Consider the following 21,422-nt stretch of genomic DNA (forward strand, 5'->3'; position numbering starts at 1 on the left):
GTAAATTTAAAAAGCCTGCATTGCTGCAAGCCTGAATTTGGTCTCGTTTTTCAGAAAAGCTTACTGATACAAAAAGAAATATCGCCTAAAGGAAGACTCAACGAGCAAATTTTCTATTCTGAATGTCGGTTTTAAAAAATGGCTTTGATTTTCAGCAATTCTGCCTGACTTTTCAGGTATTTTACTATCACTTCAATCTCTTTGAGTTTTGCTGAAATAAATGAATTCTCGCGATTATTTACCAGAAAGAGTGAACTGTCTCCCAATTGAAATTTTCTTTGTTCTGCATCTACCAGCGTTCCATAATCATCTACCAAGCCATTCAGTTTAAAGCGTTGATTTCTGAAAGAAATGATCTCATTCTGAAGTGCTTTTAACTTATTCTGAATTTCCAGACTGGCGTTTAAAAGTTCATATTGCGAATTTTCGACCTCCAGTTTGGCCAGTTGTAGATCCCCGCGCTCTTTTCTTAGAAAAATGGGTAATTTGAAAGAGAAACCAAATTTATAATCCTGTGTATTGATCCCTCGCCATTCCTCCGGCTGATTCGTAAGAAAATTGTAACTAAGATCAAGATCTGGCAATAGTTTATTGGATTTCAACCTTCTTTCAATTTGCGACATATCAAGATTATATTCCAGAAACCTGATCTTAGGATTTTGCTCGATATCTTCTGTGGCTTCAATTTCATTATCAATCCACATGGCGGTCACTCTTTCAAAAAGATCGTCATTCGGCACTACTTCCGGAGTAATTTCTAATGGAATATTAGATGCTGTCCAGAGGTAATTTGATAATTTCAAAGAAGCTTTCACATAATTCAATTTGGCTTGCTCTAATTGAAGTTCCCTGTTTTCTAAAGTAATATTCGCTTCCAGGGTATCTATCGCCGGTTTATCCCCTAACCTGAACTGGGTTTTTACAGATTTCAGTCTGAACTCGGCGTTATTCAGGAAATTACGATACAGCAATAGTTTCTGATAGGCACTATACCATTCAAAATAAGTGCTGGAAGCATTATACAAAATATCAGCAATCATAAGATCCCTCTTCACCTGGGACTGATCCTGATATATCTTCGCTTGTTTAAGAGCAGCCATACGCTCGCTCATAAATAAACCATTGGTGATGTCCAGACAAACCCCAGCCGAATAAAGACCTTCATCTGGAACCGTGTTCTGGGGATTTAGATACTCCCCGGAATTATCTTCAAATTTCGCATTGAATTCAAGTCCGTAATAAGTTGGGATCTTAAAGGCCGCTCCAAAAATGTTATAATACTCAGTATTCTTATAATCCTTTTCAGAAAAATCTGCTTCAATCTTAGGGTCAAAATAACCCCGGGCTTTAAGAAGTTTAAAATCTCCTTCATCAACTTTTAACCCCGCCTGTTTTACCAGCGGATGGTATTTTTTCACAATAGCCAGATACTCCTCAAAATCCAGACTTAAACTATCCTGTTGAAAAGCATAAGTAACCTGAGTCAGCAATACTATGACAATGCAGATTAATTTTCTCATTTTTCAGTCGCTTTTGTATTTGCGGCATCGGCAGGAGAATAATAGTTTGGAGGGAATCCGTTTAACTGGCGCCAGAGTTCATACCAGATAGGTACATCTTCCAGTAAAGCCAGCGTAGAGGCTCCCGAACCAATTTTTATCTCACTTGGCCAGGCATATTCATCTTCGTCAGGCGCCAGTAGAACCCGGTATTTTCCGTTAGCACTTATAAAGTTTTCAATGGCTACGATCCTTGCACCATAAGTTCCGTAAGAACTATTAGGCCAGCCGCTAAATACAATCGCAGGCCAGCCATCAAACTGAACTCGCACAGATTCCCCAACATGCAACAGAGGCATATCTATGGGAGCCACATAAGTTTCCACGGCCAGTTCGTAATTAGAAGGCATAATACCTACCAATGGTTCTCCTTCTTTAAAGCTTTCACCAATTCCCGCTTTAATCGCTTTATTAATATAACCATCCTGTGGCGCCAGAATATAGTACAAGCCACGCCTCTTATCATAATTGGCATAAGAGGTTTCAAGTTTACTAATATCAGCACGGGTCTGAAACATGGCACTTTCGGCGGAAGAACGATCACTCTGGGTCTTGGAGATCTTTTCTTGATATTCTGCTTCCAGGCGGTTTAGTTCTATTTCAGAATTAATAATATCATTTTTAGCAGCCAGCACTTTATTTTCCTGGGAAACTTTTTTTGCCTGAACTTCCTGAAGTTTTAATCTGGAGTTCTCCAGATCTGTCATCGATTTCAGTCCTTCCTCATTCAACATTCTGGCCCTTTCAAATTGTGTTTCGGCGATTGCAAGATTTGTTTTCGCAGCTTCCAGATCTATACTGTCACTTCGGAACTTTAAATTGCTCTGTTGTAATTTATTTTCAGCCTGATTGATTTTCAATCGTTTCTCTTGTAGAAGTGCTTTTACCTGATTGTTTAAAGATTGAATCTTATTTTCATAAGACCTTTTCGAACTTTCCTTCGCACTAATCTGATCTCCGGTACGATCTACCAACTGCGGATCGAAATATTCATTTTTAATCTCTGAAATATGTAGAATCGTATCTCCTTTTTCAACAAAATCACCTTCATTGATATACCATCGCTCAATTCGACCCGGGATAGGTGACTGTATGGTTTGAGGTCGTTGCTCTGGAGTTAGCGTGGTCACATATCCTTTTCCAGCCACCGTTTGTGTCCAGGGCAGGAATAAAACTATGATTAAGATCACTCCAAACGAGATCAGAAATCTATTGAAGTATTTCCGGCTTCGTTCTTTGAAAACCTTCTTACCCGAGGCATATTGTAAAAGATCTACTTTTTCGTGCAGCTTGTTATGTGTGATATTCAGCATTTACAAGATCTTATTCGTTAATTTTCCATTTTTCATGAAAAGCTGCCTGTTGCATAACCTTTCCAATTTCTCCCCTTTTCCGGCCACCAGGATCGCCCATTTATTCTCTTCGCTAAAAAGAAAATTAAGTATTCTTTCTTCTTCTTCAGGATCTAATTGATTCAACGGATCGTTTAGAATAAGAACCGAGGGACGCCTCACAATACTCCTCGCAAGTATTAGCTTTTTTGAAACCGAAAAAGGCATCTGGATCCCTTCTGGATAGATCATAGTATTTAAGCCTTTGGGTTGCTGTCTTACAAAGCCAAGTAACCCGGTCTTCTCAAGTGCCCACTGGATATCCTGAATGGGAATATCCTGATCGCCAAGTGTAATATTTTCCAGAATTGTCCCTTCAAAGGGAGTTTCTTCGGTTATAGAATGCCCAAGCATACCTCTATAATGATTAAGCTTTACACTTTTTAGAGATAGATCGTTTACATAAATCTCACCTACGCTGGGCCTTATAAGACCTGCAAGAAGTTTAAGCAATGTAGATTTACCCGCACCGTTTGTTCCCTTCAACAGAATCCTGTCTCCAGGATTTATTTTAAAATTTACATTTTTAATAATTCGCTCCTCATTGAAACCTTTATAATTTACCCCATCAAATTCTATAGTAAGTGGTTCGCCTAAATTAAAGGGTTCATCTCCTTCCTGTTCTTCCAGTTTCTTGTCTACCACCTCTCCCATTTTTTCCAGAGAAGTAAGGATGTCATAGAAAGATTCCAGGCCAAGAATAATTTTTTCTACGGAACCGATAATTAATAAAATGATGATCTCTGCAGCCACAAATTGCCCGATATTCATTTGCTGATTAAGAACCAGGATCCCTCCAATTGCCAGCAGTCCTGCGGTAACCAAAACCTTGAATATAATGAGTTGAATAAATTGTATTTTAAGCACCTGGAAATGACCTTCACGCGCAACCAAATATTCGGTGAGCATACGGTCATTCTTATTGATAGCCAGATTGGTTCGTCCAGATATCTTAAAACTTACCAGACTTCTGGCTACTTCCTGAATCCAATGTGCGATCCTGTATTTATATTTAGATTCCAGAAGGCTGGCGTCCAGACCTCTTTTTGCGGTAATTTTGAAACCTACGTAAATTAAAAAAACTAGTAGCAATCCATAAATTATAAAGAACGGGTGATAAAGTGACAACAGAATTAAACCGAAGACCACCTGGGTTAATGCCGCCGGAAAATCTATAATTACTTTTGAAAGTCCTTTCTGAATTATAAGTACATCAAAGAATCTATTGGCCAGTTCCGGAGGATAAAAATTGCGAAGCTGATCCATTCTAATTTTTGGAAAACGATAAATAAATTCAAAAGAAGATCTAGTGAAAATCTTTTGCTGAACATTCTCCAGAATCCTAATCTGCATCAATTGAAGAATTCCCACAAAAGCAACGCCCAGGGTTACAATGATAACCAGTACGAACCAGGAAGTTGAAATCCTGGCACCCTGCATTAAATTTACAATCGCCTGAACTCCCAGCGGAACAGAAAGACTTACGAGTCCGGCGAAAATAGCATAGTAAAAGATCTGCAGGAAATCTCTGCGCTCCAGTTTCAGCAATCCAATAAATCTCTGAAATGGTGTTAGTTTATTTTCCATCGGATATATTTAGAAGATTTGAGACTAAATTTTTAAAATACATGGAAGGATTATTTTCATCCACACTATCTGTAATACTTAAAAAATGCTGACTTATAAAATGTTGGTGCAGCGAACCATCGATTATGGTAGTTGCCAGACTGAATGGATATTTATAATCCGGATCCAGGTTTCCAATCATTTCACTAAATCGCTTTACCAGATTTTTATAAAGCATAAAACAACCAGATTTGTTTTCTTCATCTACTTTTTTGGTGAGATATGATTTTGAAGATTCATTAATAATAATATTATTGAGAGCCATCTCATCTATATGCTGAAAACGGATATCCTGCTCTACAGGATGCGCCATGACTTCTACAGCTTTCAATAATTTTTCTTCCGGATCATGAATACCAAAGGTTGAAAATGTTAGCTGATATTCTTTCCAGCCCCAGAACCAATTGGTGATATATACCAGGAACTTATGCTTGTTTTCAAAATAGCGATAAATAGAACTTTCATTAGAATGAATCTCTGCACCTAATTTCTTAAAAGTGAATTTTTCAAAACCAATCTTATCGATTAGCAGAATACCATGTTCTATAATCCTTCTTCCCAGCTCACTGGATTCAGGATCTTTAAGGTATAGGCTATCGCTAACCGATATTCGTAAGTTTTTTAGTAATTCTTCCATCCCAACTTAAAATTTGACAAATATAATAGTTTTACTATTAACTTTAAAAGTTTTACTTTTATTTAACCATTGTTCAATACAAATTCTATGGCGAAAAAGCTTTTAGCTCGAACTCTAGCTTCCATCGCAGTCCTAGGATATTGATAAATAAAAGAGTTAGATATTTACAATTATTAAGTTGAACAAATTTATTCGCTAAAACCGGTTCCTATCTCATTGCGTAAATGATAGTATGAAGTATAATCCTCTTGTTGTTTTATTTTTTATGATTCCGAGCCTTTTACCGGCTCAAAAAATAGATAACCTGGTATCTTTCCGGGATATTAAAAATGATTCTTATTTTAGATTCAATTACGATAACGATTATTTCTCTGGTACTGATGAAAATTATACTCAAGGTTACAGTTTTGAACTGGTTGCTCCCTTTTTAGAAAAAAATCCCGCTAATTATCTATTCTTAACATCTGAAAATTCTGAGGTCAAATATGGATTGGCCATAGAACATATTGGTTTTACAGCTCCAGATATTGGAAGTCCGGAAATCCAATTTGGAGAACGCCCCTTTGCGGCCGCGATCATGTTAAAGAGTTTCGCCATTACCACAGATACACTGGCAAAGTCCAGATTAACCTCTTCGTTAAGTTTAGGGCTTATAGGTCCCGGTGCTTTTGGAAAAGAAATGCAGGCGGGTATTCATAAGATCACGGGAAACACCATTCCCAAAGGCTGGAGAAATCAGATAAAGAATGATATGGTTATAAACTACGAGATAGCTTATGAAAAACAGCTATTTAGAGCGGGAGACTATGTATCGCTGCAATCTAACTCTACCGCACGAGTTGGTACTTTATTTACGAATGCATCTGTTGGCCTCAACACTAATATTGGACTTATAAATTCAGCATTTTCAGATGATAAAAGAAATAGTAAATTTCAGTTTTATGGATATTCCCAGGTTTTAGGAAACTTAATCGGCTATGATGCCACACTGCAAGGAGGAGTTTTTAATAATGATAGTCCGTATACGATTCCTTCTGAAGAAATAACGAGACTTACCGGCCAATTTAATTATGGTTTTATATTAAAGACCAGAACATTATATTTTGAATATTCGCGCACGGTACTTACTCGCGAATTTGATTCTGGATCCCCTACCAAATGGGGAGGAATTAGAATTGGGTTTACATTTTAGGTTTTAGATGAAAAAAATACTTGAAGAATTTTGTATAAAATATTATTATCTGAAGCAAAAAAGCCGACTCATGAAAGTCGGCTTATCTCTTTAGTACTCGAGGCGGGAATCGAACCCGCACTCCCGAAAGAACTGGATTTTGAATCCAGCGCGTCTACCAATTCCGCCACTCGAGCTAGTGGATGGCAAAAATATAAAAATTTTAGTTCTAAGGATTCAATTCAATAAAAATTATTCCCATCAATAAAAATTTCTCCTGCCAATGGTTTTTGAAATCCTGCGCCCTAAAAACAAAGTATTTAATTATCTGATTTAATGTACTTTATATTCTTTAGATAATTTTTATTGAAAATGTTCAGCATATTGTTTTTTGAAATATATTCGCCCGATTTTTAATAATATCAAATAAAATGAAAAAACAATTTTTTGGTGCTCTTGCACTTGTTCTTATGATTTCAGTTACTTCATGTAAAAATGAGAATAAGGATGCCGTAGAGGAGAATGTTGAAGAAGTTAATATCCAGGATGATGCTAATCTTGAAGTTAAAACAGATAACATCCCAGAAACTATGGAAGCTGAAATTACTGCAGATTCTCTAAATACAACAAAAGAGAGCGGGCAAGAAACACCACAGATTTAAAAATAATCATTGAGTAAATTTTAAGCCCTGTTGTACAGGGCTTTTTTTATGCTATCCCGGTGGAATTACACCGTTGGCAAGGCATTTCGCCACTAATTCTGTAGTATTTGTACAGCCACTTTTTTTAAGGATATTTCTTCGGTGAGTTTTAATGGTATGAGGAGATAGATTAAGTTCATTCGCAATCTGTTCTGCATTAAATCCTCTAGATAATCTAACCACTATTTGCATTTCTCTTTTTGTAAAAAGTTCTGCAAGATCATTTTTCCCTCCATCGTAAGCCTGGGGATCAAATTTTCCTTTTAGAAATATCAATATTAAAATAACATTCCCCGCCATTCATATTAATAAAAGATACGGCACTGGTACTGGACACCTTTAAGTGTGATACATCGGTTTGGATACACAAGACATGCTCTGGTGTTCCATTCTCTAAAACACTTAGCGGAATTGCCTGATAAAGCATCGTCCTTACCTGTCCATTAACATCTTTCAAACGATAAGAAAACATGTTCTTATAAGCCAGCACAAGATCTTTTTCTAAAAAGGAGGTGTAAAAATCACTTATGACCCTGCTTTTTAAATTGATGTTATCGATCTCCTCCGGTAGTATCATTCTTAGAAGATCGTTTAATTTAACCTCCCCGGGATTCTTATTCGTAAAAAGTTCTACCGAATCTGAAACATATTCTAATTCAAAATCATGAAGGTTTACGATATATAAATAGGAATGCCCAAGAGCAAATACCGAAGCGAACCTTTTGAAATCATCTGAAATTTCAAAACCGCGATACTCTCTTATCTGACTTGAATAGGTTTTTTTCCAGAAATCTGAGATCTTCTCAATATCTTCCTGCATAGGAGTTTATTAATTGAAAAATAAATATAAGAATTATAAAATTCTAAGGTGTTTGATTTTATTAATCAATCCTATTTTTACGAAGAACGGAGTCAAATAAAAAGCCTTCGGGAATATCCTGAAGGCTTTTACGACAAATAATGATTTTTTTCAGCAGTTGGATCACCATATATTATTTTACCCCAACATAACATTTCGAAATTTTGACCCTACTCAAAATTTCTATGTATCCAAAAATTTTAATCGAAATCAATTAATTGTCATTGCTAAGATACATCTGAAGCTTCAGTAAAAAAATACCATTAAAAAGGTATTTTTGGTTTGTCCATTCGGTTCAGATAATTTCACTCATAGCTCACATTTTTGCAATTATTCCAATAAGTTGTACTTTCGAAACTTCGCTAACAAACTCAACTATGTCGCAATTTTGGCTTTATTTTCAGCTTGGACTAGATCACGTTCTGGACTGGCAGGCATACGACCATGTGCTTTTTCTTATCGTGCTAGTTGCCTCCTACGGTTTTAGTACCTGGAAACGTGTATTGTGGCTGGTCACTCTGTTTACCCTGGGCCACACTCTGGCTCTTTTCCTTTCGGTTTATGAGATCGTACGAGTAGATGCTAATTATGTAGAGTTTTTAATTCCCGTTACCATATTAGCGACAGCTATTTTTGACTTGGCAACGGCCGGAAAAAAACTTAGAAATACTAATTTTAATTTACTCTATTTCACCACCGTTTTTTTTGGATTAATTCACGGGTTGGGATTTTCATCTTATTTTAAAATGATCGCTTCAGGAGCTGAAAGTAAATTCTGGCCTTTGGTTGAGTTTGCATTGGGAATTGAAACCGCACAATTGATTGTTGTCTTTGCAGTTATGATCATAGGTTTTCTGCTTCAAAACGTTCTTAACGTATCAAAAAGAGACTGGATCATGGTCACCGCCTCAATTGTTATTGGAGTTATCTTACCTATTCTAGTTGAAAGTTATCTGGCGCTATAGATAAAAGGTCTGTTTAGCTATATTTTCATCAATAATCTATTAATTTGCAACCTATTATTAATTTCTGCAACCTAGATACTTATAGTTGTCATGAATAAGAAAAAACAGCTGAAATTTGATAAAGCTTATTTGAGAATTGCTAAAGAATGGAGTAAATTATCCCATTGCAACAGGAAACAGGTTGGCGCGTTAATTGTAAAGGATAGAATGATCATTTCTGACGGATACAATGGTACGCCAACAGGTTTTGAAAATTTTTGTGAAGATGATGAAGGTTATACTAAATGGTATGTTTTACATGCAGAGGCCAACGCAATACTTAAGGTAGCCGGTTCTACACAGTCATGCAAGGATGCCACATTATACATCACCATGTCCCCCTGTAAGGAATGCAGTAAACTAATACACCAATCTGGTATTAGCAGGCTGGTTTATCAAATAGATTATAAAGATAATTCAGGCCTTGAATTTTTAAAAAGAGCCGGAGTTGATCTCGAGCAAATAACAGAACTGGAAGATTGAAAGGCAGGAATAAAATATACACACCACTATTACTTAGTATTGCATGTGCCATTGGTTTAATACTTGGCGCAAGACTTGACTTTCACCCTACAGACGAACTTTTTTCTGCTAATCCAAAAAAGCAAAAACTTAACAGGCTTATAGACTACATAGATTATGAATATGTAGACGATGTTAATACAGATAGTATTGTAGATGTTACTGTAAACAAGATCCTGGAAAATCTGGATCCGCATTCTGTATATATCCCAAAAGATGAATATAGCCGAGTCACCGAAAATATGAAAGGTGATTTTGTTGGAATTGGAGTTAGCTTTTATAAAATTCAGGATACCATTGTTGTAATAAAAGCTTTAGAAGGTGGTCCCAGCGAAAAAATTGGTATTCGGGGCGGCGACCGTATCCTGTATGCCAATGGCGAAAAATTATTTGATCGCGAAATAAGTGACGATTCTATTACTACCCAGTTAAAAGGAAAGGCTAATACAAAAGTTACCTTAAAAGTTTTGAGAAAAGGCATAGAAGATCTTCTTACCTTCAAACTGAAACGAGGCAAAGTCCCGCTTAAAAGTGTAGACGCCTCCTATATGCTTACTGAAGATCTTGGTTACATCAAAATAGACCGGTTTTCTGAAACTACCTATAAGGAATTCAGTCAGTCTATAAAAGAGCTTAAAAAAGAAGGAGCTAAACAGATAACGCTGGATTTGAGAGGAAATCCCGGAGGTTATCTTTCTGAAGCCATTAATATAGCAGATGAATTCATTAAAGACGGCAAGCTCATTCTTTTTACTAAAAACAAAAGCGGAGCTATAGAAGAGACCTATGCGCAGAGGGAAGGAAGTTTTGAGAACGGGAAGGTTTTTGTGCTTATTAATGAAAATTCTGCCTCTGCAAGCGAGGTTGTTGCCGGTGCATTGCAGGATAATGATGTAGGAACCATTATAGGACGTAGATCTTACGGAAAAGGTCTTGTACAACGGGAAATGGAATTAGGAGACGGTAGTGCTGTTAGACTTACCATTGCAAGATATTATACCCCCACGGGAAGATCTATTCAAAAGCCCTATAAAAACGGGAATGAGTCTTACTTTAATGATTATATGCGTCGTTACAAGAATGGTGAATTAAACAATGAAGACAGTATTGAAGTCAACGATTCATTAAGATATAAAACTCCTGGCGGCAAGATCGTTTATGGAGGAGGAGGCATCATCCCCGATATTTTTGTACCAAAAGATACAGATTCTGAAAAAGAGAAACTAACCTTTTTATTACGCAGCGGCTATATGAGTCGCTTTGTATTTGACATACTGGAAAAAAACAGGGAATATTACAATTCTATTACCAAAGATGAATTCAAAGAAAAGATTCTAATAACTCCGGAAATGATTAGTGATTTTGACCGCTATTTAAGAACGATGAATCTTGGTAACGAAAGAACAAGTGAAGAACGCAAACCTCTTCTAAAGAAATATTTGAAAGCCGAAATTGCCCAACAATTATTTGGTACTAATGCATTTGAACGGTATTTAAACGAAGATGACCGAATAATTATGAAAGTAATTGAGTTGTCCAGGGAAAAATGATACTTTGGATTCTCGATGGAAAATGTTTTACAATATCTATCGGCTATCTGGCCACTAACTCCTTTGTTTTTATTTATAATCGCAGTGTCTTTCAGACTACTGGATAATAGCACCTATCTTTTTTTGAAAAAAGATATTTTGGTGAATACATCTAATGTTTCCCGAAATATTTTAAAGAGACAAATAAGCTCTAGTGATGATAAAATTTTCACCAGACAACTTAAACGGGCTCTTTTATATAGAAATCTACAGCAGAGTTTTATGGCATTAGCCATCATAACATTCCCAATTAGCTTTATTTTTTACTTTTTAAGCTAATTTATCATGCACCTTGGTGTGCTCTCCATTATTCCAATTGGTTAATATATCTGTTGCCACAGCGGCACCGCTACCACTTGCGATAGCATATTGGCTACGCCAGCCGGCCAGTGTTCCGGCAACATATAACCCCGGTTTCACTAAATGGTCATCATTCTTTAGCTGGACCCTGTCTTTGGATATTTTTGCTTTTTTATGTGGAATTAAATACTCCTCGAGTCCGTTAATTCTAAAAGGGCTTGTGTAACCTACAGCGACCACTACTTTCTCTGTGGTGTATTCACTCTTATTAGTAATTACCCGAAATCCCCCATTTATCTCATTTACTTCCTTTACTTTTTCCGAAGAAACCTGTCGCATTTCAGGATATATATCTGTAAGATGCTTAACACCTTGATCCAGTACATCCATCCCTTTTGTTCCGGGTGCAATTCCGAAGACATTTTTAAGCAATGCAGACTGCAAATGAGAAGACTTTTGATGCAGGATAATTCCTGCTTTTCTATTTTCAGCAAATTCCTTGTCAAGACCGGAACCTATGACCAAAGCACACGAAAGTCCTGCGGCTCCACCGCCAATAATTAATACGTCAAAATCCATCATTATTTATGTTTCCTGGCAATCATTCTAGACGTTAACAAGATAGCCATAAGAACAATTACGCAAAGGCTCGCAGCAATAACAATCAATGCATTCCCGCTGTCGCCTTCCATTAAATTATCAAGATCCAGTGATCGTACACTAATTCCAATAAAAACAACGGCTAGAAAAATAATGGTATAAATAAGATACTTCATGAAAATAAACTCTGAATATTCGCGGCGAAAAGTTTTACAGCAATTGCCAGAAGAATTACCCCAAACACTTTCCTAATTACATTAATCCCCTGGCTTCCCAGCACCTTCTCAATTTTTCCTGAAGATTTTAAAACCAGGTATACAAATATAATATTGATAACTATAGCAACAATAATATTTACTGTTTCATATTCTGCCTGTAAAGAAACCAAGGAGGTCATAGTTCCCGCTCCCGCAATTAATGGGAAGGCTAAAGGAACGACAGAGGCAGTCTCTGGCGCATCATCTTTATATAAACTAATCCCCAGGATCATTTCTAAAGCCAGGAAGAACAGGATAAATGAACCTGCAACCGCAAAAGAATTCACATCTATCCCAATAAGGTTTAGAATTTCCTTTCCGAGAAAAAGAAATACCACCATAATCACCCCCGCTACGATGGATGCTTTTTCGCTCTGGATATGCCCAACTTTTTTACGTAAATCAATAATTATAGGGATATTTCCAATAATATCAATCACTGCAAAAAGAATCATCCCTGCGGTAAATATTTGCCTGAAATCTAACACTTTAAACATAACCAGCTTATTTTCAAAATTGCGTGCAAAAGTACTTTATCTTATCTGATTAACAATTCCACAACCATGTTAATTTTATATGAATTTTATTCCAGAATTTCTTCGCCTTAAGACTTAGAAAATTATCTTTGCCCCATGTTTCAATTAGGTAAAACTTTAGTTTCTGAAGAGATCATTAAAAATGATTTTGTGTGCAATCTTTCAGCCTGCAAAGGCGCCTGCTGCATCGATGGTGAAGCCGGAGCTCCGGTAGAACCTGAAGAACGGGCAATTATGGAGGAGATTTATCCTAAAGTAAAACCTTACTTGCGAAAAGAAGGTATCGAAGCCATCGAAAAACAGGGAGTCTATATTACTCGTGAGAATGGTGAAATCGAAACCCCATTGATAGATGATGCCGATTGTGCCTATGTTACTTTTGATGATAAAGGGACTGCGCTATGCGGAATTGAAGAGGCTTATAACCAGGGAGATATCGACTGGAAAAAACCTGTTTCCTGTCATTTATACCCAGTTAGAGTTCAGAATTACTCATCGTTCTCTGCGGTAAATTATCATCGATGGGAAATTTGTGATGATGCATGCAGCCTTGGGGCTGAACTTCAGGTTCCTATCTATAAGTTCACAAAAGACGCGCTGATTAGAAAATTTGGAGAAGACTGGTATGGTGAATTAGAGGAAGTAGCCAAAAATGTTCTGACCAGGAAATAATATAACGAATTAATTTTCAGATACTTAAATTATAATATCAGCGAATATTTTACTATATTTAGAGACTTAAATTCATGGAAAGGAGTTACTATTAAAGACCTTTCTACCCCCCGAAAAGATTTTATCTGTAATATCGATTTCTCTTAAATCATTTTATTAAGGGAATCATATGATTATCATAGAATTAAAAAAGAATATCTATACCAACAATTTTATAGGTGGACCAACCAAAATGTTAATTCTGTTTTCTAGAAAACCGGTAAATATTTACCGGTTTTCGCATATAAAATCCTTTATTTTCCGCCCGATTCAAGACGATTTCAGGTCATAATTACTAGCTGAATTAGCAAGAAGACTTTGCTTGCTCATAAAATTATTAACAAATTACAAACAATTGTTTTTCAGTCACTTGATTCCATGTTTTAACAAGAATGTATGAAAAATCAAGGCTTAAACATGTTGAAAACTTTGTTGAAAACGTTTAGCCTAAATTCTTTCATTATACGTCTCATTTTTAAATATTTGTTAAACACTTTTCAATAAAAGTTAAAAACTACCGAAAAAACCGGAATAATTATGGCTCAGCAAGAACCCATTTTACAGGATAACAAAGATCGATTTGTGATCTTCCCAATTAAACATCATGATATTTGGGACTGGTATAAAAAAATGGAGGCTTGTTTCTGGACCGCTGAAGAAATTGATCTTCATCAGGATCTTACGGATTGGAATAACAAACTAAGTTCAGACGAACGTTACTTCCTAAAACACATTCTGGCATTTTTTGCAGCTTCAGATGGAATTGTAAATGAAAATCTTGCAGAGAATTTCGTAAATGAAGTTCAATATTCAGAGGCCAAATTCTTTTATGGTTTCCAGATCATGATGGAAAATATACATTCTGAAACCTATTCTTTATTGATAGACACTTATGTAAAGGATGATAAAGAAAAAGATCAGTTATTTAAAGCGATTGAAGTTTTTCCAGCTATTAAGAAAAAAGCAGACTGGGCATTAAAGTGGATAGAATCAGATTCTTTCGCTGAAAGATTGATCGCTTTTGCAGCAGTAGAGGGGATCTTCTTTTCGGGTGCTTTCTGTTCTATTTTCTGGTTAAAAAAGCGTGGATTAATGCCGGGATTAACATTCTCTAACGAGTTAATTTCCAGAGATGAAGGCATGCATTGTGACTTCGCGGTTCATCTCCATAATCATCACCTGGTAAACAAAGTGCCAAAAGAAAAAATAAGAGAGATCCTTATCGATGCTCTAAATATAGAACGTGAATTCGTTACAGAATCACTTCCGGTAAGTTTAATTGGAATGAATGCTAAGTTGATGACTCAGTATCTTGAGTTTGTAACAGACAGGCTTTTGGTTGAACTGGAATGTGAGAAAGAATATAATGTTTCAAATCCATTCGACTTTATGGACATGATCAACCTGCAGGGTAAAACCAATTTCTTCGAAAAGCGCGTAAGCGAATACCAGAAGGCAGGAGTTATGAACAAAGACAAAGAATCAGACGAGATCAGCTTTGACGCCGATTTCTAAAAGAGCAACTGCGTCTCGTCCCCCAACGGGGCGCTAGTTGAACTTTAATATTTTTCACCCGAAATTTTAATTTATTAATCCGGTTTTAATCACCGGCCTGGAATGCTAGTGCTCTTTCACAAAGATCCTCTGGCACCGCTAACTAAAAATACAGCCTATGTATGTAGTAAAAAGAGACGGCAGAAAAGAACCCGTCATGTTTGACAAAATTACGGCCAGAGTTAAGAAGCTTTGTTATGGCCTGAATGAACTTGTTGATCCGGTAAAAGTTGCGATGCGGGTAATTGAAGGACTTTACGACAATGTTACTACCAGTGAACTGGATAACCTTGCAGCCGAAATTGCTGCAACTATGACTACTTCTCATCCAGATTACGCGAAACTTGCTGCAAGAATTTCAGTCTCCAATCTGCATAAAAACACCAAAAAGACATTTTCAGAAGTGATGACAGATTTATATGAATATGTAAATCCGCGTACCGACGAAAAAGCACCGCTATTATCAGATGAAGTTTATAAAGTGATCTCCGATAACAAAGAGAAACTGGATTCTACCATTATTTACAATCGTGACTTTGGGTATGATTATTTCGGCTTTAAAACCCTGGAAAGATCGTATCTACTGAAATTAAACGGGGTAATCGCAGAGCGGCCCCAGCATATGTTGATGCGGGTTTCTATAGGAATACATATTGATGATCTTGACGCGGCTATAGAAACTTATGAGCTGATGTCTAAAAAATATTTTACGCACGCCACCCCAACACTTTTCAATTCAGGTACACCAAAACCTCAAATGTCCTCATGTTTTCTTCTTACTATGAAAGATGATAGTATAGACGGGATCTATGATACATTAAAGCAGACGGCTAAGATCTCCCAGTCTGCAGGAGGTATTGGTTTATCTATTCACAATGTTCGTGCTACCGGTTCGTATATTTCTGGTACAAACGGCACTTCCAACGGTATCGTCCCAATGCTTCGCGTTTTTAATGACACTGCCAGGTATGTAGACCAGGGTGGTGGAAAAAGAAAAGGTTCTTTCGCCATGTACGTAGAGCCATGGCATGCCGATATTTTTGATTTCCTGGATCTTAAAAAGAACCACGGAAAAGAAGAAATGCGTGCCCGTGATCTATTTTATGCGATGTGGATGCCAGATCTTTTTATGAAAAGAGTGGAACAGAATGAAAAATGGACATTAATGTGTCCACACGAATGCCCTGGACTTTTTGATACTTATGGAGATGAATTTGAAAAGCTCTATGAGAAATATGAAAAAGAAGACAAAGGTCGCAAAACAATAAAAGCTCGTGAGCTGTGGGAAAAGATCATGGAGTCTCAAATTGAAACGGGAACTCCGTACATGCTTTATAAAGATGCTGCGAACCGTAAATCCAATCAAAAAAATCTGGGAACTATTCGTTCTTCCAATTTGTGTACAGAGATCCTGGAATATACCAGTAAAGATGAAGTAGCAGTTTGTAATCTTGCATCTATCGCCTTACCAATGTTCGTTAAAGGAAACGAGTTTGATCATAAAGAACTTTTTAAGATCACCAAAAGGGTTACAAAAAACCTTAATAAGGTAATTGACCGTAATTACTATCCGGTAAAAGAAGCTGAAAACTCCAATATACGTCATCGGCCTGTAGGACTTGGCGTGCAGGGTCTTGCTGATACTTTTATAAGGTTAAGAATGCCATTCACTTCAGATGAAGCTAAGAAATTAAACCAGGAGATCTTCGAAACACTTTATTTTGCTGCGGTAACAGCGTCCATGGAACTGGCAAAAGAAGAAGGTCCTTATTCAACATTTAAAGGCTCTCCTATTAGTGAAGGTGAATTCCAGTACAATCTTTGGGGTATCAAGGATGAAGATCTAAGCGGTAGATGGGATTGGGCAAAACTTCGTAAACAGGTAATGAAGAATGGAGTTAGAAACTCACTTTTGCTTGCTCCTATGCCAACTGCATCCACTTCCCAGATTTTAGGAAATAATGAAGCCTTTGAACCCTACACATCCAATATCTATACTAGACGAGTACTTTCAGGTGAATTTATCGTGGTAAATAAACATTTGCTGGAAGATCTGGTTTCCAGAAATCTTTGGACAGATGACGTTAAAAATGCTATTATGAGAAATAATGGATCTGTACAGGATATTGATATTATTCCGGAAGATCTAAAGGAGCTTTATAAAACGGTTTGGGAACTGAGCATGAAAGATATTATAGACATGTCCAGGCATAGAGGATATTTTATAGATCAGTCGCAATCGCTCAACCTCTTTATGGAAAATGCCAATTACAGCAAGCTTACTTCAATGCATTTTTATGCATGGAAAAGCGGACTCAAAACAGGAATGTATTATCTTCGAACCAAATCTGCGGTGGATGCCATTAAATTCACCCTGGAAAAAGAAAAGAAAAAAGAACCCGTAGCAGTAGTTTCAGAAGCACCGGCAAAAGCTGCAGAAAAACTAAAGGCAGAAACCACGCCTGCTATCTCTGAACAATCTGAAAAAGAAGGAGCTTTGTCACCAGAGGAACTAAGAGCTATTATTGCTCAGTCTAAAGAAGGAGAAGGGGATGATTGCTTAATGTGCGGATCTTAAAAATTTGGCTAATTCAAATTTGAATTTAAGAAGAGGGAAGTAGTAGTTACTTCCCTTTTTTTATTCCAAATCTTCCTGGAGCAGAAGATTCTGGATTAAAATCCAGGATCCCTATTGCAAAATTTCCAAACGCCTCTTTTTTACTTATTTTTACCATCAAAATCTACGGACTAATCACTGAAACGATCAACTAAAATGAACTGGGAACAACTCTTATCTCTTAAGCGATTTGGAGACACCAATAAAAGACTTAGAAAGGAACAGAATGAAACCCGACTTGGTTTTGAGGTAGATTATGACCGTATCATTTTCTCCTCAGCTTTCAGAAGTCTTCAGGATAAAACCCAGGTTATTCCCCTTTCAAAAACAGATTTTGTTCATACGAGGTTAACCCACAGTTTAGAAGTTTCAGTAGTTGGTCGTTCTTTGGGTAGGTTAACAGGTCAGAAATTATTGGAGAAACATCCTCATTTACGGGATACCTTTGGGTATCAAATGAACGATTTTGGGGCCATCGTTGCTGCAGCTGCTTTAGCACATGATATTGGAAACCCTCCTTTTGGCCATTCTGGAGAAAAAGCTATTGGGGAGTATTTTAGCCATGGTAATGGAAAGCGGTTTAAAGATCAGCTTTCAGAAAAAGAATATCAGGACCTTATAAAGTTTGAGGGTAATGCAAACGGTTTCAAAATTCTTACTGAAAACAGGCCGGGAATTGAAGGTGGTTTAAGACTGTCTTATGCTACTCTTGGTGCTTTCACAAAATATCCAAAAGAATCTCTGCCACATAAGCCTACGAAAAAAATTGAAGATAAAAAGTTCGGATTTTTTCAAAGTGAGCGACAAACTTTTGAAGAGGTTGCTGAAGAATTAGGGCTAAAAAAGACCAGAGAAGGAAAAGATGTTGGTTACACCAGGCATCCACTGGCTTTTCTTGTGGAAGCGGCAGATGATATTTGCTATACCATCATCGATTTTGAAGACGGGATCAACCTCGGTCTTATTGATGAGGATTACGCCCTTGAATATCTAATAAAACTGGTGAAAGATAACATTAACACCGGCAAGTATAATCAGTTAAAAAATACGGCAGATAGACTGGCTTATCTTAGGGCGCTGGCAATAAATACACTTATTACTGAAGCTGCAGATATTTTCCTCAAAAATGAAGAGGCTATTTTAAAAGGAGAGTTTCATGAATCGCTGTTTGATAAAAGCAGTTATGAAGCCCAGATAAAGGATATTATAAAAATTAGTATTGAAAAGATCTATCAGAGCGAAGAAGTTATAAGTAAAGAGATTGCCGGTTACCGCATGCTCTCTTATTTGCTGGATACTTACACAAAAGCCATACTTCCTGGTGTTGAAGAAGAAAATTCCAATTTCACCAGGCTGGTACTAAAATCTGTTCCTCAGTTGAATTATCTCGAAGAGGAGCATTCAGTTTATGAAAAACTCATCGGAATTTGCTCCTATATAGCATCCCTCACAGATGGACTTACTGTATCCTCATTTAAAAAATTCCAGGGTTTAAATACTTAAATAGTATAAAAATATATTTTTTTGTGACTGTCTGCATATCAAATATTTAGCTATGTTTGTGAAACATTTTTCAAAAAATTAAATATTTACACTTCTTTCCTTTCAGCAAACCAGACTAAAATCAAGTAATGAAAAGAATTCCCCAAATACTTCAGGAAAATCATGATAATATTATTTGTGCCTGGGAAAAAGAAGTTTTACAACATGTAGATGCAGCAAAGCACGCTCATAAAATAGCTTTACACGATCATATTCCCAATATTCTGGACGATATCATTGATATTTTTGAGCGCCATGATACTATAGACTGGAATATACAGGATTTTAAGATTGCGAAGATTGAAGAGAATAGCCTGGAACGGGAGGCACCGCGCTTCTTCAGAATACTTTACGGTAGACCAGATCATACATGAGTATATGATCTTTCATAATAAGATCATTGAAGTGTTCAACAATCACAAGGTTACTGATACAGGGGCTATTCATCTACTTAAATGCTGCATAGATAAATCCATGCTCAAATCTGTGGAGGCTTTTACCAAATCCATTCAGGAAATGCAAAATAAGCTGATTGGAACATTGGCTCATGATATTCGAAATTCCTTATCTGCAGCTCGCCTTGGCATAGAAATGCTGGATTTAAAAGCCGGACCTGAACGGGTAGAGAGGATGAGAAAAATGAGCATGTATAGCGTAGACAAAGCTTTGCATATGATTGAAGGTTTGCTGGACTCTATTTCTGTCAAAGCCGGAGAGGGTATGATGCTAAGTTTTTCTGAAATAAATCTCTTTTCAGATATCCGGACTATTTATGAAGAAGCTGAAGAAATCTATTCAGAAAAGATAATTTTTGAATGTGCAGATAAAGAGCTTAATGGAATTTTTGACGCAACAGCCATTAGAAGACTTCTGGAGAACCTTATCACCAATGCAGTTAAATACGGGGAATCGGAAAAACCAATCAGTTTAAAAGTTGTTAAGGAATGTGAGCGTTTTTTAAGTCTGGCAGTTCACAATTTTGGCCCTCCAATTCCACAGGAAAAGCAAGAAGAAATTTTTAATTTTCTAGACCATACTAAAGGTACTAATAAGAAAGAATTACAAAGCTGGGGAATAGGTCTAACCCTCGTTAAAATGGTTGCTGAAGCTCATGGAGGTAAGGTAGAACTAATCAGCAAAGATAATTTTGGAACAGAATTTAAGGTCTATATTTCACGAGTTATCAATGAACCTGGAAAACAACGTACAAAGTTGAATTTTGCTCAAAATTCATAAACCACTCCAACGCCAAGCATTTGCTTAAGCTGAAGACGTGGCCCGGAGGTTTCCAGTTTTCCATCTCCGTTGATGTCTTCTTTAAATTTCACATCGTCATCATACCGAATATGGGTGCCTACATTTGCTTTCACAAAATCATTCACTTTCATATTTACGGCCATTTGCCAGTCTACATCAATATTTCCAAATTTATTTAGATAATCTGAATACAGGCTTAATTGATTACTAAGGTCTATATTATCAAAAACTTCTTTACTAAAATCACTGGTAACCAGAAAACCAAATTCCGTCCGTAATTTTTCACCTTCTTTAATGATATTTCCCAGCTCATCGGTTACGGCGGGCTCTACTCCAAACATCCCTTCATTGGCCAGTTTTTGATCCAGTACAAAGGTAGATTTAAAAGTTATGGGAGATAGATAAACTGCAAGATCTTCTTCCGGATGTGAAAACTCGGTTCCTGCACCTAAAAAAGTATACCCGGGAGCCATGAACTGCGAAATAGGCACTTCGGTATCCGGGTATTTATATCCGTTAGAAAACTGTGTATTAAAACTGAACCTGGCTGAATAATACCAGTTTGATGTACTATCCTTTCTAAATCCAAAAGACGATCTTAGCCGTAATTCATCTTCTGTCTTCCTTATTTCCCTGCCCTCCTGGGCGTTGATCCCATATCTTAAAGAGGCAGAATTTTTCCACATGGTAAGATCTTTTTCAAAATTCCTGTCAAAACCTGCATAAAAAAGAGCCGAAACAGAATTGTTCCCTCCAGAATTCCAGTTCACAAAAGCTACTTCGCTAAGATTCATACCAAAGGTATTCTTTTCTGTCCAGTAGATGAGCATAGAATCTGTATTGGTAGTATCCTTAACGGTGGTTGCTGTAGTGTCCCTTATCGCAAGGTACTTAAATTCAGATGCTAGAGATTTAATTGATGTAATGCAGAATAAGAATAGTAGAATTTGGAACTTCATTTATGGAACTAGGTTTTCGGAATTGCGAAA

Annotated in this window: 21 protein-coding genes and 1 tRNA gene; 11 read left to right on the plus strand and 11 right to left on the minus strand. The window is 36.8% G+C overall.

The genetic code is table 11. The features are described from left to right. Positions 1 to 131: 131 nt before the first annotated feature. Genes BLT95_RS09500 through BLT95_RS09515 form a run of 4 tightly spaced genes read right to left on the minus strand, consistent with a single transcriptional unit; the run spans position 132 to position 5,213 of the window. Entirely contained in the window at positions 132 to 1,520 is a 1,389-nt protein-coding gene (locus BLT95_RS09500) for a TolC family protein (RefSeq protein ID WP_089665858.1), read from the minus strand. After that, entirely contained in the window at positions 1,517 to 2,872 is a 1,356-nt protein-coding gene (locus tag BLT95_RS09505; RefSeq protein WP_089665859.1) for an HlyD family efflux transporter periplasmic adaptor subunit, read from the minus strand. The genes BLT95_RS09500 and BLT95_RS09505 overlap by 4 nt, the downstream gene beginning before the upstream one ends. Continuing rightward, positions 2,873 to 4,537: an ATP-binding cassette domain-containing protein gene (locus BLT95_RS09510; RefSeq protein WP_089665860.1), complete on the minus strand. Its 1,665-nt coding sequence runs from the start codon at positions 4,535 to 4,537 to the stop codon at positions 2,873 to 2,875. After that, entirely contained in the window at positions 4,527 to 5,213 is a 687-nt protein-coding gene (locus BLT95_RS09515) for a TetR/AcrR family transcriptional regulator (RefSeq protein ID WP_089665861.1), read from the minus strand. Before BLT95_RS09515 ends, BLT95_RS09510 begins: the two co-directional genes overlap by 11 nt. A 232-nt stretch (positions 5,214 to 5,445) precedes the next feature. Between BLT95_RS09515 and BLT95_RS09520 the strand changes: the two genes are divergently transcribed. Continuing rightward, a complete protein-coding gene (locus BLT95_RS09520) occupies positions 5,446 to 6,405 on the plus strand; it encodes a lipid A deacylase LpxR family protein (protein ID WP_089665862.1) in 960 nt (319 codons plus the stop codon). Between the two features lie 94 nt (positions 6,406 to 6,499). Here the strand turns inward: BLT95_RS09520 and BLT95_RS09525 are convergent. Further along, a tRNA-Leu gene (locus BLT95_RS09525) sits at positions 6,500 to 6,581 on the minus strand. A gap of 234 nt (positions 6,582 to 6,815) precedes the next feature. On the opposite strand from BLT95_RS09525, the gene BLT95_RS09530 reads away from it, so the two are divergent. Then, positions 6,816 to 7,046 (plus strand): hypothetical protein, encoded by a 231-nt coding sequence (locus BLT95_RS09530; protein WP_089665863.1) that lies wholly within the window; start codon positions 6,816 to 6,818, stop codon positions 7,044 to 7,046. A gap of 51 nt (positions 7,047 to 7,097) precedes the next feature. On the opposite strand, the gene BLT95_RS09535 is transcribed toward BLT95_RS09530, so the two are convergent. Next, the gene (locus tag BLT95_RS09535; protein ID WP_157718037.1) at positions 7,098 to 7,361 is read right to left on the minus strand and encodes a LuxR C-terminal-related transcriptional regulator; all 264 of its coding nucleotides are present in this window, start codon (positions 7,359 to 7,361) and stop codon (positions 7,098 to 7,100) included. Continuing rightward, positions 7,336 to 7,905: a hypothetical protein gene (locus BLT95_RS09540; protein ID WP_089665865.1), complete on the minus strand. Its 570-nt coding sequence runs from the start codon at positions 7,903 to 7,905 to the stop codon at positions 7,336 to 7,338. The genes BLT95_RS09535 and BLT95_RS09540 overlap by 26 nt, the downstream gene beginning before the upstream one ends. Positions 7,906 to 8,321: 416 nt before the next feature. Here BLT95_RS09540 and BLT95_RS09545 point away from each other — a divergent pair, with 416 nt between their 5' ends. From BLT95_RS09545 to BLT95_RS09555, 3 genes are all read left to right on the plus strand, one after another. Further along, positions 8,322 to 8,909 carry a HupE/UreJ family protein gene (locus tag BLT95_RS09545; RefSeq protein WP_089665866.1) on the plus strand — a complete coding sequence of 196 codons (588 nt, stop codon included), beginning with the start codon at positions 8,322 to 8,324 and terminating at the stop codon, positions 8,907 to 8,909. Between the two features lie 90 nt (positions 8,910 to 8,999). Beyond that, positions 9,000 to 9,431 carry a dCMP deaminase family protein gene (locus BLT95_RS09550; protein ID WP_089665867.1) on the plus strand — a complete coding sequence of 144 codons (432 nt, stop codon included), beginning with the start codon at positions 9,000 to 9,002 and terminating at the stop codon, positions 9,429 to 9,431. Continuing rightward, positions 9,428 to 11,020 carry a S41 family peptidase gene (locus BLT95_RS09555; protein WP_089665868.1) on the plus strand — a complete coding sequence of 531 codons (1,593 nt, stop codon included), beginning with the start codon at positions 9,428 to 9,430 and terminating at the stop codon, positions 11,018 to 11,020. The genes BLT95_RS09550 and BLT95_RS09555 overlap by 4 nt, the downstream gene beginning before the upstream one ends. Positions 11,021 to 11,329: 309 nt before the next feature. Here the strand turns inward: BLT95_RS09555 and BLT95_RS09565 are convergent, their stop codons facing one another. From BLT95_RS09565 to BLT95_RS09575, 3 genes are read right to left on the minus strand one after another with little or no spacing between them, the layout of a single operon-like run. Next, positions 11,330 to 11,938, minus strand: coding sequence for an FAD-dependent oxidoreductase (locus BLT95_RS09565; RefSeq protein ID WP_089666895.1), 609 nt, complete (start codon positions 11,936 to 11,938; stop codon positions 11,330 to 11,332). A gap of 2 nt (positions 11,939 to 11,940) precedes the next feature. Beyond that, positions 11,941 to 12,135: a hypothetical protein gene (locus BLT95_RS09570; RefSeq protein ID WP_089665870.1), complete on the minus strand. Its 195-nt coding sequence runs from the start codon at positions 12,133 to 12,135 to the stop codon at positions 11,941 to 11,943. Further along, positions 12,132 to 12,713 carry a MarC family protein gene (locus BLT95_RS09575; RefSeq protein ID WP_172822583.1) on the minus strand — a complete coding sequence of 194 codons (582 nt, stop codon included), beginning with the start codon at positions 12,711 to 12,713 and terminating at the stop codon, positions 12,132 to 12,134. Before BLT95_RS09575 ends, BLT95_RS09570 begins: the two co-directional genes overlap by 4 nt. A gap of 135 nt (positions 12,714 to 12,848) precedes the next feature. Here BLT95_RS09575 and BLT95_RS09580 point away from each other — a divergent pair, with 135 nt between their 5' ends. The 6 genes from BLT95_RS09580 to BLT95_RS09605 all read left to right on the plus strand — a co-directional run bounded on the left by BLT95_RS09580 (position 12,849) and on the right by BLT95_RS09605 (position 20,412). Then, positions 12,849 to 13,424 (plus strand): DUF3109 family protein, encoded by a 576-nt coding sequence (locus tag BLT95_RS09580; RefSeq protein WP_089665871.1) that lies wholly within the window; start codon positions 12,849 to 12,851, stop codon positions 13,422 to 13,424. 576 nt (positions 13,425 to 14,000) lie between these two features. Next, complete coding sequence (locus BLT95_RS09585) at positions 14,001 to 14,978, plus strand: ribonucleotide-diphosphate reductase subunit beta (protein WP_089665872.1); 978 nt, start codon at positions 14,001 to 14,003, stop codon at positions 14,976 to 14,978. Between the two features lie 157 nt (positions 14,979 to 15,135). Further along, complete coding sequence (locus tag BLT95_RS09590; protein WP_089665873.1) at positions 15,136 to 17,595, plus strand: ribonucleoside-diphosphate reductase subunit alpha; 2,460 nt, start codon at positions 15,136 to 15,138, stop codon at positions 17,593 to 17,595. 195 nt (positions 17,596 to 17,790) lie between these two features. Beyond that, positions 17,791 to 19,137: a deoxyguanosinetriphosphate triphosphohydrolase gene (locus BLT95_RS09595; RefSeq protein WP_089665874.1), complete on the plus strand. Its 1,347-nt coding sequence runs from the start codon at positions 17,791 to 17,793 to the stop codon at positions 19,135 to 19,137. A 128-nt stretch (positions 19,138 to 19,265) separates the two neighbouring features. Further along, on the plus strand, positions 19,266 to 19,550 hold the full coding sequence (locus tag BLT95_RS09600) for an RsbRD N-terminal domain-containing protein (protein WP_089665875.1): 285 nt from the start codon (positions 19,266 to 19,268) through the stop codon (positions 19,548 to 19,550). Further along, entirely contained in the window at positions 19,477 to 20,412 is a 936-nt protein-coding gene (locus BLT95_RS09605; protein WP_157718038.1) for a HAMP domain-containing sensor histidine kinase, read from the plus strand. Before BLT95_RS09600 ends, BLT95_RS09605 begins: the two co-directional genes overlap by 74 nt. Here BLT95_RS09605 and BLT95_RS09610 read toward each other — a convergent pair. Next, on the minus strand, positions 20,400 to 21,392 hold the full coding sequence (locus BLT95_RS09610) for a DUF3078 domain-containing protein (protein ID WP_089665877.1): 993 nt from the start codon (positions 21,390 to 21,392) through the stop codon (positions 20,400 to 20,402). The genes BLT95_RS09605 and BLT95_RS09610 overlap by 13 nt on opposite strands. Between the last annotated feature and the right edge of the window lie 30 nt (positions 21,393 to 21,422).

The organism is Gramella sp. MAR_2010_147, assembly GCF_900105135.1.
In the GTDB taxonomy this organism is placed as follows: domain Bacteria; phylum Bacteroidota; class Bacteroidia; order Flavobacteriales; family Flavobacteriaceae; genus Christiangramia.